The sequence below is a fragment of the Pseudomonas fluorescens genome (assembly GCF_018614655.1).
Taxonomy (GTDB): Bacteria; Pseudomonadota; Gammaproteobacteria; order Pseudomonadales; family Pseudomonadaceae; genus Aquipseudomonas; species Aquipseudomonas fluorescens_BX.
The window spans coordinates 333,893-348,342 of the sequence record NZ_JAGGOG010000013.1; the positions used below are offsets into that span (position 1 = coordinate 333,893).

Here is a 14,450-nt window from a genome sequence, read left to right on the forward strand (position 1 = left end):
GAGATCAGGTCAGGAAATGAAAATCCCCGCGCCATTCAGTTGGGTCATGCCTACGCCCACCAGCATCACAGAGTTTTCGCCAAAGGACAGTACGGTGTTGTCCTCAACCGTCGAGGCATAGGAGCGGTAATCGTAGTCTTGCCCAAGGCCCGGAACCCCCATGAACACAAGCTTATCGCTGGCCTGGTAGCCTTCGATCCGGTCGTTGCCGAAGAATCCGTTGAACAGGAAGGTATTGCTGCCGCCTCCCGAGACCATCAAGTCGTTGCCGGCCCCACCGACAAACACGTCATTACCCTGGTTGCCAATCAGGTGATCATCGCCGTCCAGGCCAAACAGCCAGTCGCCGGCGGCATGGGCGGTGAGGACGTTGTTGCTCGCATCACCTTTGGCCGAACTCGCGTACTGCGTTAAATCGGTTCCGGCCAGCAGGCCGTTGCCGGTCACCTGATAAGTGATGTCATGTGAGCCCCATGGGATGGAAGTCCATGGGATATAGGAGGTTTCCTTGCTCACCAGCGCACCGATATCCCGGGTCAGGCTGATGCCGCCATAGGCGTCGTTGATGTACAGCGTGCCGTCACCGTCGTTGGCAAAACTGAAGGTAGCCAGAGGCTTTTGCAGTTCGAAGACGTTATCGCCTTTGCCGCCCAGCACGACGTTGTAACCACCGTCATCGCGGAACTGATCGTTGCCTGCGCCACCTTCCAGAAAGTCATTGCCCGCCCCGCCCTTGAGCAGGTCGTTGCCCTCAGTGCCGATGATGAAGGTATTGCCGGTGTGCTTTTCAGCGTAGCGATTCAAGTCTTGCACCCAGGTAGTTCCACGCGTGGCGTCTGACAGGCTGGAGACAACGATGGTCGAATCCTTGCTGGTCAGGTCGTAGAAGTCTGAGGCCGCGATACGCCCCAGGCCTTGGGTGTAACCGTCCAGAGAGTGGGCTTTGGCGACGCCCCAGTTAAGGCTGTTGGGAAAATGCGCCGAGGCCGAGGCGTAGTTATCAGTAAAGCTGACGAGGTTGTTGGCAGCTGAGTCCCAAGCCCTATCGTTACCCCACAAGAGCGCCGAGACATTGATGCCTTTGCCATCGATGGCCTTGAACACCGGGTCATTTTCATAGCCGATATTCAAGACCTTGGTATCGCCCGAGCTTTGAGTGGGTGAAGCAAAGGTTACGTAATGGGCATCCTGATAGAAACCGTCCCAATGATCGCGGCTCAAGGTCGCCAGGCTGTTGGCACCCAGTGCGCCAAGGCTATGACCAGTGACCAGGATGTCCTTGCCGGTCAATCCTTGGCTCTTGGCATAGATAACGACGTTATCCAGCAGGGTGTTAAAGGCCAGTTTGGCGTAGTCGGTGGCGTACCCGGGGAGTACGGCGGCGGCAAGATCGCTGGCCACGTCGCCCAGGCCATCCAGAGTCAAGCCAAAGGAGGTACCGCGGAACGCGATCCCCATGGCAACTAGTTTGCCAGCGCTATCGTATTGTCCCAGCACCTCGACGTTGGCAGAAGGCGCCAATGCTGTCTCACCCCAAAAGGTGCCTTGCTTGTCCACTTTCTGGGTCACGCCCAAGGCTTGCGCACCGATAGGTGCCCAGCCACCGGTTGCCAGAGGTTGGCCGGTGGAGTCATAAGCGTACTCGGATAAAGCCAAGGCGTCGTTCAGCAGCGCCTTTGCGTGCTCGCCCGTCATGCTCTTGTAATCGAAAACACCCATGCCCTTTTCCCTTTTCGGATGGCTTTGTATGCGGCCTCACTTCGGATAGCCGGGATAGATTGGGGCCGGGGTCGAGAGGACTGTCAATCGTTACCTAAAAATTGAATAGCCGTCGGGGTGATTCATCACTAACCCACCTCCGTGGGCGTGAGGGGCATTTCTTGCGACTCATTGACGACCCGCGTAACCCCCTCGCCTCCATCTTCCTGGGTCGGGTGACAGCGGTCACTACTACGGCGCCTGCCATCGGGATAGACGATAAAAGCCCCGCCGTCCTTGCCACACTCAAACAAATACACCGGTGACAGTTCTCGCGCTTTATCAATACGCGCATTCAGGCGAACGATGTACGTACCCAGTGAAACCGTTACACAAATAATCAGCACCACACACAACACCAATTGATTGGCGTAGCTGACGCCGACGTCATCAGAACGCACTGGCGACATAATACGGCCCTGCCCGCTCGACGCTCTGGCCAACCAGAAACCAGCTACTCCCTCCCATGCGCACCAACTGCGCTCCCGACGGCAGGACGCCGGCCATCAGGCCGAAGAAAATCAAGGCCAACAGGATTCCTTTGACCATCGAAGACAGGTTCATGACTGTGACGAGCTCTGGATAAGAAGAGCCTCAGCTTAAACAGCGAAGGGTTAACATCAGGTAAACATCAACAGAAAGCAGTCCGACATCCGCTATCCTTCGGACCTCTGAGCGACAAGTGTCCAAGGGGACGTTCCCGTGCATATTCACCTGCTGCTGGTCGAGGACAACCTTGATCTGGCCATTACCGTCATCGAGTACCTGGAAATCAGCGGCATCGGCTGCGACCACGCCAGCAATGGCCAGGCCGGCCTTAACCTGGCGCTCAAGCAGCACTACGATGTCATTCTGCTGGATATCATGTTGCCGCGGCTGGACGGTCAACAGGTGTGCGAACAGTTACGCCAACAAGGCAGTCAGACGCCCATCCTGATGCTCACCTCGCTGGATGCGCTGTCGGACAAGCTCGCCAGCTTTGCTGCGGGGGCCGACGACTACCTGGTCAAGCCGTTCGAACTGGCAGAACTAGTGGCCAGAATTCGCGCGTTGAGCATGCGGCGCAGCGGCCAGGCCAGTCGTCTTCAGGTCGACGACCTGGTCATGGAACTGACCACCCGCAAAGTCAGTCGCGCCGGGCAGGAGCTGCATCTGTCTCCCATCTGCTGGACCTTGCTGGAGTGCCTGATGCGCGCCAGCCCCGAGCCGGTCACCCGAGAACGTCTCGAAACAACCATCTGGGGCGACGAGCCACCGGACAGCAACAACCTCAAAGTACATATGCATCGACTGCGCAAGACCGTGGACAAACCCTTCGGCCAGCCCCTGATCCATACCCTTCCTGGCGTCGGCATACAGTTGACATCACATGCGTAACGGCCTGAGCCTGAAGTGGGTGATCAGCGGCAGCTTTTTGTTGCTGATCGCCGTGGTTCTGATTATTTACAGCAAGCTGCTGCCCATATACACCGTGCGCGGCCTGCTCTACACCGCCAGCGCCATGATGGAAGAAGAAGCCCAATATTTCGTCAGGCACTACAAAAAGGACCCAACCACGCCGCCGCCGCACAACTACTTCTATACCGGCGTCATTGGCAAGGATGCGTTGCCGGAGAGCATCCGTCAGGTGGTGGACACACCACCGAGCCTGTCCTTCGGCGCTGTCCATGTCTTCGGCGACCTGGACTCCGATGACGAAGATTCGGAAATCCGGGTGATCCTCACCCAGGCCTTGGGGGACGGCAAGACCCTTTATATGTTCGACGTTGACCACGACCATGAAGAAGGCGGCGAAGTCGAGACGCCGCTGTCTGATGCGTACTTCGACCAGGAACTGCGCGGAATCACTTTCATCAGCCTGGCGGTGTTCGTTCCGGCACTGGTTATCATCGCCCTGCTGGTCTGGTGGCTGGTCCGGCCGCTGGGACGGCTGGCCCAGTGGTCCACCACGCTGAAGAACCCGGACGTGTCCGGTCAGCGTCCTGATTTCAGCTTCAAGGAATTTAACATTCTGGCCGACGCCCTGGCCCAAAGTGTGAAACAGGTGCAGGCAGCCAGCCTGCGTGAAGGCCGCCTGTTGCGCTACACAAGCCATGAACTGCGCACCCCGCTGGCGGTGCTCAAGGCCAATATAGAACTGCTGGCCCTGCAGTCCGGCGGCGTCCTCCCATCCCCCCTGCAGCGTATCGAACGCTCGGTGCTAAACATGCAACTTATCGCAGAGACCTTACTGTGGATGAGCCGCGAAAGCCCCGAGCCGCTGCCGGAGGAAGACATCGATCTGAGCGAACTGGTGGGCGAACTGATTCAAAAACACCGTTACCTGATCGGCAACCGGGACATCGAGCTGATTATCGACATCCACAACGAACCTTGTCGCCTGCCCCCCACCGCATGCCGCATCGTTATCGGCAACTTCCTGCGCAACGCCCTGCAATACGCGGAAGAGGGCAACGTGGAAATCAGTTTCAAATACCCTCAATTACGCATAGCCAATCACATCAGAGAGGCCAAGCAGACACAAGAATCCAGCGATTTCGGCTACGGACTGGGACTGGAACTGATGCGCCAGTTGTGCGCCAAATTAGGCTGGCACATAGACGTCGCCATCGAACAACAACGCTTCACAGTCACGCTCGAGTTTGCGGCCTTGCCTACGGCCCCCTAAACCGCCTCTGGAAACCACGTGGAGTAATGCATCTCAAGGACAGGCTTATCCGTTTCAGGGTAAATTCGACCTGCACTCCACTACCCATTTCACTTAAGGATGAGCAACATGGCTAATGATCTGGAGCAGTCAGGTTCCACCACTACCACCCAGACCACCACCTCGCTGGAACAGGTGAAAACCGGGCGGGTCCTGAATTTCAACTGGGCTCCGAACGCCAACACCACGACCACCATCGTCTCGGCGGACTTCGTCAATTACCGGGTCGATACCACCCAGGGCAGCCCCACGGGGGACAGTCACTCCATTGCACGATTCACCTATGCCCAGGGCAACGGTGGCGGGCAAATCAGTCAGTTGTTTCTCGAAGAGATGCGTGCCGGCGTGCGTGCCAACACCCAGATCGGGCTGTTGGTGGGCCGCAAATGGGTCCTGGACCCTAATGGCGAAGCGTCGGGCAGCGTGGGCACCTATGTGATCGAGCAATTTGATGACATGCGTGCCAGCGTCAACTACGTCGGTACCTTCGCACGGGTCTTCGCCGATCCACGGATGGTCAGCTACCACGCCGGTGGCCACGTGCACCCCAACGTTTCGATCACCGCCAGCCAGGCCCTGACGATGGCGGACTCGGGCAAGTCGATCCTGGTGATCAGCAACACCGACGTCACTCTCACACTTGGTGACGATGTGACAGAAGGGTTCAAGGTCACGTTGATCCAGGCTGCTGCCGGCAAGATCAACATTGCGGTGTCAGCCAGTCATGTGATCTACAGCAACGCCGGCTCCCGTACCCGGACGCTCAATCCACTGGATGAGCTGGAGGTCAGCACCTTCCCGTTCGGCCCGGTGTACCTGGCCTTCCGCGTCAGACCCACCGCCTAGTAGCCCACAGGGGCCTGAATGGGATCAGGCCCCTGCCCGCTTGAAATTACATTCGAATTTCGCGCCAATCGCCAATCGGCCAACAGAGCCCGCATCTACATCCGCAGTTCACTGCCCGGAACTGATCCGACGCCAAACCAACTGAGCTGTTTTCATCGATCCATTGAACGACATGGGCGTAACTGTCGCCAAATAAAGTAAGTCTTCATAAAGGCTTGCGCTGCGCACCTGTCGTTGCCCAGCCCAGTTTGGAAAAAAGCTGACCGCCATCTCATGCTCGAGAACGCCTGTTCTCTCATCGAAATGGTAAGGCCCGCTATAAGCGAGATAGGTTTTGCCAGAAGCCATGTATTCCGCGCCGGTTCCCAAGTACATATCATTTGACCGAAACCCGTCGCGGGACGTAGTGCAAAGCTGCGCAGACATATAGCCATCAGCTGTATACAAAAGGATGCCCTGCGGATCAGGCCCCATGGGAAACGACTCTACCCCGGTTGTTGAGTTGGTTTCAGTGAAGGAAAGCAATGCCCACGCGCCAACAAGCGCGTCTTTAGTTAAAACTTCCATATTTCGCCCACGCTCCTTGTTGACGGTTCACTCACAACCACAGCCTAGGACAGCAAAAACAGAAGTGCAAAAAATCGCGCCTCCGCTGCCCTGAAGCCCCATCGCATCAACCTCCGATCCTGGTCAGATCAGATCGAAAAATGCCTCATGGATGCGCGGCGTCGTACCGTTCACGGGCAGCATCCAGAACTGGAAAATGATGCTCGGCCCAGCGATCGAGCGCAGTCAGCGTATCGACCAGTGAGCACGCCACAACGGACAGTCGATACTCCACGTGGGCAGGCTTCTTCGCCAATTCCCGCCGCTCAATCAAGCCATTGCGTTCGAGTTGCCTCAGTGTCTGCGTCAATACTTTTTGGGAAATACCCCCAATCCGACGAAGCAACTCACCGTTACGCATCGGCTGGTGAGTCAAGGCAGGCAATATCAACATCACCCACTTGCCGGAAATAAGCTCCAATGCATCACGAGCGGAGCAGTTGTTGACATAAACATCCCCAGGAAAAGCCATGGTGGTTACCTCAAAGTACGTAATTGCCAGGATGATTGACCAGGCACAGCATCACGACGTCACTTGAGGAGAAATGTCGTGCGAATACTGATCGTTTTAGCTCATCCGGAGAAGAAGTCCTTCAACGCCCATCTGGCCGAAATTACACGGCAAAGCTGGATGGAACGGGGGCATGAAGTCACCGTTCTCGACTTGTACACAGAAGACTTCGACCCGCGCGAAGGTAGCTGGCATTACGAACATAGACAAGATGCCGACAAGTTTGACCCGATGCAGGAGCAGCGGCACCATTGGCAACGTCAGCAATTGCCACCCACGACCCAGCGCCATATCAACCTGCTGCTCCAAGCGGACGCACTGATTCTTCATTTCCCTTTCTGGTGGTTTGGAGCTCCAGCCATACTGAAGGGATGGATGGATCGAGTGTTTGTCTATGGAGGTCTGTATCAGAGCAATAAGCGACATCAGAACGGCGTGATGCGAGGGAAAAGAGCTTTGCTTGTCTCCACAGCGGGAGCATCGGCACAAGCCTGTGCGCCGAATGGTCGTGACGGTGATATGCGCTTGCTGTTATGGCCAGTGATGTATTCGCTGCATTACATTGGGTTTGAAGTGCTGGAGCCGCATTTGATCCATGGTGTTCGGGGCGGACTGTTCGCAGATCAAGCTGAACAACAACGAGATGAATTGAAGCGAGCGGTAGGTGACTACCAAGCGAAGATTCAACAATGGGGCGACTGGCCACCGGTTTCGTTTAATCGTGATGAGGATTTCACCGAGAGCCAGGTTTTGAAACCTCAAGCCCCGGTTCACAGCCCGTTTGTTCGGCATTGTGAATCTTGACGTATGTGCTTCACGCAGACCCGGTGCGCTAGGGCTGACGCACCGGTGCTGCGTCCGGCTGGTTGAAAAGGAAAAAGCCATATGCGGTTAAAGCCCTCTCTGGTCGGCCTGGCGCCTACCGCTCCAACCACTGGCAGTACAAACAGTATGGTTGTCACTCAACCCTTCGAGTTATATTTTTCCCCTCAATTCGGAGTGTATGAATATGAATATCACCATAAAACTGCGAGAAGAAAATGGAATGTCCCACGAAACAGCGGGCTCGGTAGTGGAGATGTGGGACGTATACCAAGGCGAGGCTATCGTAGGTGTCTATCACAATAAAAATGACGCAATGAAGTACAAGGAGTTACTTGAAAGCGGAAGACTGGAAGAGCTGAATCGCGCCAAGAAATAACAAATCACCTGATGCCGAGTGAGGAGCCCCCCTTGATCAGCACAGGATTACACTCCCCTAGTCATATGCCCTGCCCCTAAGCGCTATCAGTCCTGGATCGCCCATGACTGACAGACGCTCACCGTCGCGACCATCGGCCATTCATTAGTAAGGGGCGAAGCGTTTGATGCAGATGCAAAAGACGTGAACATCTACCCTTTGGCCCACGAGATAACCAAACCGCTGGCGTTAGTCGTCTTCGTATCATCACACGCACAGACGACGAGTCAGATCATCCAGAAGCCATCGGCCTGCTTTCCCTAAAGAGCGATTTTGCATGTGCGCTGCGTAGATCGTAAGGGTGTCTGGTGTGCGCTGAAGTTCGGCGGCTAGCTCAAGCGGCAGGAGGCGTCCTGAAGCCAGATGATCCGCAATCAGATGCTCTGGCATTCGACACCAACCGAACCCGGCGAGCAAAAAATCCAGCCGCCGTGCCAAATCTACAAACCGCCACTGGTGACTGCCCGTCACCCCATAGCTTGGGCCGTCGGGAGAAACCGGATCGGAAAGTACCAGTTGCACATAGGGCTTGAGGTCTGCACTGGTTACCCGACGGCCTAACATAGCCAGGGGATGCCCGCTGGCTACGACTGGCCTCAAGTCGACGCTGAGCAGCGGCAATGCCGTGACATCCTCGGGCACTGTTGGAATCAATGTGCAAAGCGCCAGTGCCGCATCGCCGTTGCGCAATCGGCGCTCTGCGCCGCCCAAGCCTTCTGTAGAAAAACTCACTGCCAGGTACGGAAAAGCCTCACGGAGAGCGCGCAGGCTTTCGATGAGCGGAGCGCTAGGGACTAAAGGGTCTATAGCGAGCGCCAACTCCGGCTCGACCCCTGCTGCCGTACTCGCGGCCATTGCTTCAAACTGGGCAGCGCTGGCCAGCACGGCGCGCGCTTGAACCACCAGTACCCTACCTACCTCAGTGAGCGTTGGACGATGGCCGCTGCGATCAAACAGCCTCACTCCTTGAACTGACTCAAGTGTCGCAATCGACTGGCTAATGGCAGATTGAGCACGCCGCAGGTGACGTCCCGTTGCCGAGAAACTGCCTGTATCCGCAATGGTTACAAGGATCCGCAACTGATCCAAGCTGAGATTTCCGATCATAACCCATCACTTAAACAGATGGACTCAATCATATTTACATCACTCCTGCTTAGAGATCGCGTTGGGTAGAGTGTGTCGCACATCGCCTAAAGCGACAACGCAAAACATACCGCGCGTCACCGCGCAGGAGTTACTTTCATGTCCAAGCTTCTCACCATTGAAACCAGCTCACGTGGGGATGCTTCAATCTCCCGGCAGCTCACTCGCCGATTTGTGGCCGCGTGGGAAGCTGCACACCCTGGGGGCGCCATCAAAATACGGGATCTAACGGACACTCCACTTACGTTCGTGACGGCCCCCTGGTTACAGGCTTACTTCACCCCGGAAACCCAACACTCACCTGAAATGAAAACCGTGTTGCAGCTATCCGATGAGCTTGCGGCCGAGTTGCTGGAAACCGATCACGTGGTTATTTCAACGCCGGTCTACAACTACAACGTCCCTGCGGCGCTCAAGGCGTGGGTGGATCACGTGGTACGCAAAGGCCTGACCTTGGGCTTTGATGGTAAAGGGCTGGTGACCGGTAAAAAGGCAACGGTGCTGCTCGCCTCGGGAGGCGTATACACCCAGGACTCCCCGATTAGAGACCGTGACATTGCGACCCACTATTTGAAACTGATCCTGAACGTGCTGGGTATCACTGATGTCACCTTTATTGCCGCCGGCGGCGCTAAAGCGGTAGATCTCGGAGAAGTCAGCCTGCAGGATTATCTAGATAGATTTGATCATCAAATTCAAAAGTCGCTGGTTTAGACAGTATTTTTCCTTGCCATATGATTCTGCTCTATCGTCTTCGCGTGGTTAAACGCATGCCTTTCAAGGTCTTTGAAAAGTCAGTCGCATCAGGCCACGGATGAAGATCTAACCGGCGACGTAAAACCCTTGTGGGAGCTGTCGAGCTTTAGTGAGGCTGCGATGACGTCGGCACAGGCAACATTGAGGGGGCCTGGCCCACCGCTATCGCAGCCTCGCTAAAGCTCGACAACTTCCACAGTTGATCTTCATTGCCCTGAGCGGGATGTTTCAACCGTATTGGGCTGCGCTCTCAAAGACCTTGAGAGGCATGGTGGTTACTGCTCGTTGTGTCGGCAGACTCGTGAAAACGTCCTTCAAACAGGCATACGGATCATGCCCGTTGAGCCGAGGCTCGCATTGAGGCTGCGGCTCAGCCTGCCCACCATTCAGCACGACCCCGGCGACGAGATCATTGATCCGCTAATCCCTTAATCAAAGGCACCGTTGAGCACCTCGTAAATTATTCCGGAAGCAATTGCGACAAGTATTAAATCAGTGCCCGCCTGCTGCCATTCGTAGCCGTCGTAATGGGGCAGCCTGCCCAGCAACCTGCCATCCAGTTTCTTGGCAATGCCTGGAGGAAGAGGCTTTCCTCTGGCCAGGTTCTTTTGTATCCCGGGTGGCAGTGAAGGACCTGGGCTCCAATAGTCACGGTAGCCGCCGAGCACGCCCAATACGCCGCCTCGGTCAATGCTGGGGCCATGCTCCCAATCACCGCCACTGGAGCCTTTCCCCTTATTGCCCTGGCCACCATGACCTTGGCCACCTTGTGAGTTGCCTTTTCCATTTCCTTGACCCTTCCCATTGCCAGGGTCGGCCAGGGCCGTCACTGAGCCCACGGCCAAAGCAATGCAGGTAACAGCGGCTACAAGCGAGCGTGATTTAAACATGACCGTCTTCTCCGAAAGGAAACACTCCTTGAAATGTAGACGGTATTGCCGATTTTAGTTCCGTATAACCCACCCTACTCGCTGCGTCCGGTAGCAAAAACCGATACAGGAGCAATGGCTACTCGCTTTCCTTGACGAACAGCTTCTTGCATATGCTCTCGGCGATCGGCCGCAGCAAACTCCATGACAAATTTTGTTCTCTCACGTTTCGCGAGATAGCGCGCCTGTATCCAAACCGTGATTAGTGTTGTGCTCGACCCAATAACAGCACCGACTAGACCTGCTACAGCAGCATCCATTTTCACCTCCCACCGGCCCTGTGCCGGTCACTCGTAATACGCCATCCCAAAACGAATTCATGCCTCAGCTCGGTGGGGTGACATGGACCTATCAGGACCCGACCGGCTGCTTCAAAGACACCAGCCCCATGATCGGCTTCAAGGTACACAGGGTCTGACTGCAGCCCCGAACTCAGATGGGCGTCTCACTCACAACTTCCCACCTCTGCTTGTATGGGTAAGCATCATCACCAGAGCTGCAACCTAAACTAACGTCACCCGCCGGCTTAATTTTGGGGGAGCTGATGGTTTCGGTTGGCTTAGCGCCGCCCCAGGGACTGAAGATATCTCTCACGGTAACCTTGTAACCCTTTTGGCTATCACTATTCACGAGGTGCGCCCACCTTCCCGCCATCGAAAATCCACATGGTTCTACATATTTCACATTCACTTTTGTATCAGCAAATGCTGGAGCGGTGAGCATTAATGCAACTGACAACATCGTTAGTCTAGATATGCGCATATTCACCCCAAAAGACGCGTCAATGGCGAGATGCCAGTACGGAAGGGATAGCCGACCTTTCGACACTACGCCAGTCCTCAAGGCAGCTTTGTGAGAATTCACTTCAGCTCAGCCGGCATTGAAGCCGCGACCCAAGCTGAGCATGTACGCCGCCCCCTCAGGTACCGAAGTCAGACGAATGCCGAAGCTGGAAAGACCGGACAACTCCAGCAGTGACAATGGAGGGTATGGCCTGTCCATGGATCACCTTCAGCTTGTAATGATTGCGGGTTGCCGGTATTGGTTGGCGTCATTTGGTGCAAGGAGCAGGAACATGATCACGATTCGAGAGGCGACGATTGAAGACCTTCACATACTCCAAGACATCGGTATTGAGACCTACAAAGAGCACTTTTCAGATATCTGGACCGCCGCAGGAATACAGAACTTCCTAAGCGAGGACTTCTCATCTCGTGAACTGCAGAAATCTATTGAGTCATCGCAACCAACCCACACGGCTTGATGCTCTATTGTTGAAGTTTTTTAAAGATAGCGAATCAGTCGCTATGATTCTTCACAAAGATGGTGCGTTCTATAACCCGGAGGGTGAAGATGACGATACTCACGCCATTGCCGTCCGTGTCCGCATAATGGCGCTTTGGAGTGTTCTGGGGGTTATAGCTGACAACCTGGCGCATGATTTGGATAGCGCGTTAAAGGCACGAAGGCCTTGACGAAGCGGCCGATCAGGCAGTTCCAAAAAGCCCGGCGCAGGACTGGTCTTGGCTCAGTTTTTTCGTGAATGTTAAGAGCGCTTGGGCTTTGCAGTAACGTACCCATTTACCTCGTTATGGCAATCAACCGTCAGTTCATCTAGATAAGGGGTCATCTCCAGACGCTCCATCAGCCGGAGCAGGTCTGTAGCGGACTCACGAATAGACTGCCAATCTTGATGATCGAATATCAACCGGTCGCCACAGCGGAAAGCATCTTCAGAGATGTCATTACATCGTTTCCAGAGGTTTTGGAGGTCGCGCCTTACTTCGCTTGGCATGGCATTACCACAGGCGGTCAAGGTATCGTTCAACGGTAATATCGTCATGGACCAGGCTTCGCATGCAGGGCAGTCAGGAATAGCTTCTCGTTGCTCATCTGCACTCATTGCCAGAAACTCCAGCGCAGGAAACACTTCACAAACGGCGAGTACCCGCTTGTACTCCCCCTGCCCATACCAATCCCAGAGTATCGTTGCAAACCCCATCTTGAAGCTCCTAGACCGCTATCACCGCCATCAAAATCCGCATGTCATTCCCTCGTTGGTTTGGTGGGGCTGTAGCACTGAGGGGCAGATGCAAAAAGCCCAGCAGAAGCCAAATGCCGCCCATCAAATCATGAGTAATTTAGCGATCTTCGCTTACATCAGCTAGAGCCGATACTCTCGATGAACCGGTGTATCAAAGGGGATGCTTGATGCTTGCGCCAGACGAAGTGGATATCACTAGAGTCCAAACCGGCGACGGCTTCGGCATGAACCTTTTTTTGCGTAAGAGATATCTGCGCGACAAAACTTTCTGGTACGCAGGCAAAACCTAGACCCGCCTCTATACAGGCAAAGATGCTTGGGTACGACTCGATTTCCAGCGTCGCTTGCGGCTGAATACCGCTCTCCTCCAGCCAACGGTCTACTTGACGACGGTAATGGCACGTATGACCGAACACATATAGCTCGAGCTTAGCCAAATCGTCGGCCGTTGGTGTCGTCAGATTAATAGGTGTGACCCTCACTAAGCGCTCACAGAAGGCCAGGCGACTGACTAGTAGTGGATGCACAATCGGACCATCCGAGAGAATCAGATCTAACTCGCCCTCCAGAAGTAGACGCTCCAACATTAATGAGTGTTCAGGGCGAATGTGCAGCTCTACAAATGGAGCCTCTCGGCGATAGCGTGCAAGTCGTTGAGGCAAGTGGTTGGCCAGCGCGACATCCAGCGCGCCCACCCGGAGCACACCTTGCACCTCATCGCCCGTAAAGAGCGAACGTGTATCGGCTGCCATTACCAAGAGCTGCTTGGCGTTGCGGTACAGCAGGCGCCCTTCCGGGGTCACTAGCAGGCGGTTCTTTTCTCGATTAAACAGAACGACACCGAGTTGTTCCTCCAGCTCACGCAGACGAGTAGTGATGTTCGATGGCACGCAGTGCAACTGAGCTGCCGCGGCTGCGACGGTGCCAAGCTCTACAACCGCACAGAAAAATCCTAGCTGTGAGAGTTTCAATACATTCTCTTTTTGTAAGTGACGTATTAATTATTAATCACTTTTAATGAATTTATACTCAGCCTAGCATTCTCCTCGCAATCGCTTCCAGCGATTCTTCACAAGGAAATAATCATGACATATCACGTGCTGGTGCAATTTGACGTCCCTTCTAACAAGCGCGAAGCGTTTTCCAGCGCCGGCCTGTTCGATGCAAATAGCTCCTTGCAAAACGAGCCAGGCACGCTTCGCTTCGAGGTTATTCGCGATGAGAACAACCGCAATCGTTTCTATCTGGACGAGGTGTACACCGACGAGGCCGCGTTTCTTCAGCACTGCAAAAACGAAACAATCGCCTGCTTCTACGAGCTAATCGACAGCTACGCCTTTGGCCCGGTCTTCCTATTTAAGGGCTACCGCATCGAAGGTTAACTTCTTGGTCCGGCGGAACGCCGTCGGACCCTCAACGGAGAATTTCCATGCGAATTCTGCACTCTATGCTGCGCGTGGCCGATCTCGAGATCGCGCTTCACTTCTACACACAAGCTCTAGGCATGCGCCTGCAACGACGCAATGACTACCCGGAGGGGCGCTTCACACTGGCGTTCATCGGTTACGGTGACGAACAAGACTCCACAGTGCTGGAGCTCACTCACAACTGGGATCGAAACGCATATACCTTAGGTGACGGCTTTGGCCATATCGCAATTGAGGTCGCGGATGCAGCTGCCACTTGTGCCCAGGCAAAAAAAATGGGTTACCTAGTCACCCGCGAAGCGGGGGTGATGAAGCACGGCCGCACCATAATTGCGTTTCTAGAGGATCCCGACGGTTTCAAGATCGAGTTGATTCAAAAAGGTACCCAATTTGATTGAGATTCGTCCTGAAATCTAACTTCGACCCTAATAGATGACGATTCTTGGAGGACTCTGAGTCGACAAGAATTCGTCATTTGGC

20 protein-coding genes and 1 pseudogene are annotated in these 14,450 nt (G+C 54.9%); 9 read left to right on the plus strand and 12 right to left on the minus strand.

Features of this window, described 5'->3' with window-relative positions:
• Nucleotides 1–9 precede the first annotated feature (9 nt).
• The 3 genes from J7E41_RS13545 to J7E41_RS13555 form a co-directional block, all read right to left on the minus strand.
• The gene (locus J7E41_RS13545) at nucleotides 10–1,719 is read right to left on the minus strand and encodes a polyurethane esterase (protein ID WP_214993580.1); all 1,710 of its coding nucleotides are present in this window, start codon (nucleotides 1,717–1,719) and stop codon (nucleotides 10–12) included.
• Between the two features lie 128 nt (nucleotides 1,720–1,847).
• The gene (locus J7E41_RS13550; protein ID WP_251029480.1) at nucleotides 1,848–2,168 is read right to left on the minus strand and encodes a hypothetical protein; all 321 of its coding nucleotides are present in this window, start codon (nucleotides 2,166–2,168) and stop codon (nucleotides 1,848–1,850) included.
• Entirely contained in the window at nucleotides 2,149–2,322 is a 174-nt protein-coding gene (locus J7E41_RS13555) for a hypothetical protein (protein WP_214993582.1), read from the minus strand. Before J7E41_RS13555 ends, J7E41_RS13550 begins: the two co-directional genes overlap by 20 nt.
• Before the next feature lie 138 nt (nucleotides 2,323–2,460).
• Here J7E41_RS13555 and J7E41_RS13560 point away from each other — a divergent pair, with 138 nt between their 5' ends.
• The 3 genes from J7E41_RS13560 to J7E41_RS13570 all read left to right on the plus strand — a co-directional run bounded on the left by J7E41_RS13560 (nucleotide 2,461) and on the right by J7E41_RS13570 (nucleotide 5,311).
• The gene (locus J7E41_RS13560; RefSeq protein WP_214993584.1) at nucleotides 2,461–3,135 is read left to right on the plus strand and encodes a response regulator transcription factor; all 675 of its coding nucleotides are present in this window, start codon (nucleotides 2,461–2,463) and stop codon (nucleotides 3,133–3,135) included.
• The gene (locus J7E41_RS13565) at nucleotides 3,128–4,426 is read left to right on the plus strand and encodes a sensor histidine kinase (protein ID WP_214993586.1); all 1,299 of its coding nucleotides are present in this window, start codon (nucleotides 3,128–3,130) and stop codon (nucleotides 4,424–4,426) included. The genes J7E41_RS13560 and J7E41_RS13565 overlap by 8 nt, the downstream gene beginning before the upstream one ends.
• Nucleotides 4,427–4,534: 108 nt before the next feature.
• Nucleotides 4,535–5,311, plus strand: a complete 777-nt coding sequence (locus J7E41_RS13570) for a hypothetical protein (protein WP_214993588.1) — start codon at nucleotides 4,535–4,537, stop codon at nucleotides 5,309–5,311.
• A 108-nt stretch (nucleotides 5,312–5,419) separates the two neighbouring features.
• Here the strand turns inward: J7E41_RS13570 and J7E41_RS13575 are convergent, their stop codons facing one another.
• On the minus strand, nucleotides 5,420–5,878 hold the full coding sequence (locus tag J7E41_RS13575) for a lipocalin-like domain-containing protein (protein WP_214993590.1): 459 nt from the start codon (nucleotides 5,876–5,878) through the stop codon (nucleotides 5,420–5,422).
• A 145-nt stretch (nucleotides 5,879–6,023) separates the two neighbouring features.
• The gene (locus tag J7E41_RS13580) at nucleotides 6,024–6,389 is read right to left on the minus strand and encodes a winged helix-turn-helix transcriptional regulator (RefSeq protein WP_214993592.1); all 366 of its coding nucleotides are present in this window, start codon (nucleotides 6,387–6,389) and stop codon (nucleotides 6,024–6,026) included.
• A gap of 78 nt (nucleotides 6,390–6,467) precedes the next feature.
• Between J7E41_RS13580 and J7E41_RS13585 the strand changes: the two genes are divergently transcribed.
• Both J7E41_RS13585 and J7E41_RS13590 read left to right on the plus strand, forming a co-directional pair.
• On the plus strand, nucleotides 6,468–7,232 hold the full coding sequence (locus J7E41_RS13585; protein ID WP_214993594.1) for an NAD(P)H-dependent oxidoreductase: 765 nt from the start codon (nucleotides 6,468–6,470) through the stop codon (nucleotides 7,230–7,232).
• A 205-nt stretch (nucleotides 7,233–7,437) separates the two neighbouring features.
• Entirely contained in the window at nucleotides 7,438–7,629 is a 192-nt protein-coding gene (locus J7E41_RS13590) for a hypothetical protein (RefSeq protein WP_214993596.1), read from the plus strand.
• 246 nt (nucleotides 7,630–7,875) lie between these two features.
• Here the strand turns inward: J7E41_RS13590 and J7E41_RS13595 are convergent, their stop codons facing one another.
• Nucleotides 7,876–8,775: a LysR family transcriptional regulator gene (locus J7E41_RS13595; RefSeq protein ID WP_214993598.1), complete on the minus strand. Its 900-nt coding sequence runs from the start codon at nucleotides 8,773–8,775 to the stop codon at nucleotides 7,876–7,878.
• 138 nt (nucleotides 8,776–8,913) lie between these two features.
• Between J7E41_RS13595 and J7E41_RS13600 the strand changes: the two genes are divergently transcribed.
• Nucleotides 8,914–9,528, plus strand: coding sequence for an FMN-dependent NADH-azoreductase (locus J7E41_RS13600; protein WP_214993599.1), 615 nt, complete (start codon nucleotides 8,914–8,916; stop codon nucleotides 9,526–9,528).
• Nucleotides 9,529–9,798: 270 nt separating this feature from the next.
• Here J7E41_RS13600 and J7E41_RS28525 read toward each other — a convergent pair.
• The 4 genes and pseudogenes from J7E41_RS28525 to J7E41_RS28335 all read right to left on the minus strand — a co-directional run.
• A pseudogene (locus J7E41_RS28525) lies at nucleotides 9,799–9,921 on the minus strand (transposase domain-containing protein); the annotation flags it as partial.
• A 77-nt stretch (nucleotides 9,922–9,998) separates the two neighbouring features.
• A complete protein-coding gene (locus J7E41_RS13605; protein ID WP_214993600.1) occupies nucleotides 9,999–10,460 on the minus strand; it encodes an anti-virulence regulator CigR family protein in 462 nt (153 codons plus the stop codon).
• 74 nt (nucleotides 10,461–10,534) lie between these two features.
• A complete protein-coding gene (locus J7E41_RS13610; protein WP_214993601.1) occupies nucleotides 10,535–10,759 on the minus strand; it encodes a hypothetical protein in 225 nt (74 codons plus the stop codon).
• 610 nt (nucleotides 10,760–11,369) lie between these two features.
• Complete coding sequence (locus J7E41_RS28335; protein WP_285229500.1) at nucleotides 11,370–11,501, minus strand: hypothetical protein; 132 nt, start codon at nucleotides 11,499–11,501, stop codon at nucleotides 11,370–11,372.
• A gap of 73 nt (nucleotides 11,502–11,574) precedes the next feature.
• Between J7E41_RS28335 and J7E41_RS13615 the strand changes: the two genes are divergently transcribed.
• Nucleotides 11,575–11,763, plus strand: coding sequence for a hypothetical protein (locus tag J7E41_RS13615; RefSeq protein WP_214993602.1), 189 nt, complete (start codon nucleotides 11,575–11,577; stop codon nucleotides 11,761–11,763).
• Nucleotides 11,764–12,045: 282 nt separating this feature from the next.
• On the opposite strand, the gene J7E41_RS13620 is transcribed toward J7E41_RS13615, so the two are convergent.
• Both J7E41_RS13620 and J7E41_RS13625 read right to left on the minus strand, forming a co-directional pair.
• Complete coding sequence (locus J7E41_RS13620) at nucleotides 12,046–12,501, minus strand: hypothetical protein (RefSeq protein WP_214993603.1); 456 nt, start codon at nucleotides 12,499–12,501, stop codon at nucleotides 12,046–12,048.
• 158 nt (nucleotides 12,502–12,659) lie between these two features.
• Nucleotides 12,660–13,514, minus strand: a complete 855-nt coding sequence (locus J7E41_RS13625) for a LysR family transcriptional regulator (protein ID WP_214993604.1) — start codon at nucleotides 13,512–13,514, stop codon at nucleotides 12,660–12,662.
• Between the two features lie 114 nt (nucleotides 13,515–13,628).
• Here J7E41_RS13625 and J7E41_RS13630 point away from each other — a divergent pair, with 114 nt between their 5' ends.
• Nucleotides 13,629–13,925, plus strand: coding sequence for a putative quinol monooxygenase (locus tag J7E41_RS13630; RefSeq protein WP_214993606.1), 297 nt, complete (start codon nucleotides 13,629–13,631; stop codon nucleotides 13,923–13,925).
• 47 nt (nucleotides 13,926–13,972) lie between these two features.
• Nucleotides 13,973–14,368: a lactoylglutathione lyase gene (gloA, locus tag J7E41_RS13635; RefSeq protein ID WP_214993607.1), complete on the plus strand. Its 396-nt coding sequence runs from the start codon at nucleotides 13,973–13,975 to the stop codon at nucleotides 14,366–14,368.
• The last annotated feature ends 82 nt before the right edge of the window (nucleotides 14,369–14,450 follow it).

Coding starts and splice junctions, on each gene's coding strand:
- J7E41_RS13545 (WP_214993580.1), bottom strand. CDS start 1,719: ATGGGTGTTTTCGATTACAAGAGCATGACGGGCGAGCACGCAAAGGCG.
- J7E41_RS13550 (WP_251029480.1), bottom strand. CDS start 2,168: ATGTCGCCAGTGCGTTCTGATGACGTCGGCGTCAGCTACGCCAATCAA.
- J7E41_RS13555 (WP_214993582.1), bottom strand. CDS start 2,322: ATGAACCTGTCTTCGATGGTCAAAGGAATCCTGTTGGCCTTGATTTTC.
- J7E41_RS13565 (WP_214993586.1), top strand. CDS start 3,128: ATGCGTAACGGCCTGAGCCTGAAGTGGGTGATCAGCGGCAGCTTTTTG.
- J7E41_RS13570 (WP_214993588.1), top strand. CDS start 4,535: ATGGCTAATGATCTGGAGCAGTCAGGTTCCACCACTACCACCCAGACC.
- J7E41_RS13575 (WP_214993590.1), bottom strand. CDS start 5,878: ATGGAAGTTTTAACTAAAGACGCGCTTGTTGGCGCGTGGGCATTGCTT.
- J7E41_RS13580 (WP_214993592.1), bottom strand. CDS start 6,389: ATGGCTTTTCCTGGGGATGTTTATGTCAACAACTGCTCCGCTCGTGAT.
- J7E41_RS13590 (WP_214993596.1), top strand. CDS start 7,438: ATGAATATCACCATAAAACTGCGAGAAGAAAATGGAATGTCCCACGAA.
- J7E41_RS13595 (WP_214993598.1), bottom strand. CDS start 8,775: ATGATCGGAAATCTCAGCTTGGATCAGTTGCGGATCCTTGTAACCATT.
- J7E41_RS13600 (WP_214993599.1), top strand. CDS start 8,914: ATGTCCAAGCTTCTCACCATTGAAACCAGCTCACGTGGGGATGCTTCA.
- J7E41_RS13605 (WP_214993600.1), bottom strand. CDS start 10,460: ATGTTTAAATCACGCTCGCTTGTAGCCGCTGTTACCTGCATTGCTTTG.
- J7E41_RS13610 (WP_214993601.1), bottom strand. CDS start 10,759: ATGGATGCTGCTGTAGCAGGTCTAGTCGGTGCTGTTATTGGGTCGAGC.
- J7E41_RS28335 (WP_285229500.1), bottom strand. CDS start 11,501: ATGGACAGGCCATACCCTCCATTGTCACTGCTGGAGTTGTCCGGTCTT.
- J7E41_RS13615 (WP_214993602.1), top strand. CDS start 11,575: ATGATCACGATTCGAGAGGCGACGATTGAAGACCTTCACATACTCCAA.
- J7E41_RS13620 (WP_214993603.1), bottom strand. CDS start 12,501: ATGGGGTTTGCAACGATACTCTGGGATTGGTATGGGCAGGGGGAGTAC.
- J7E41_RS13630 (WP_214993606.1), top strand. CDS start 13,629: ATGACATATCACGTGCTGGTGCAATTTGACGTCCCTTCTAACAAGCGC.
- gloA (WP_214993607.1), top strand. CDS start 13,973: ATGCGAATTCTGCACTCTATGCTGCGCGTGGCCGATCTCGAGATCGCG.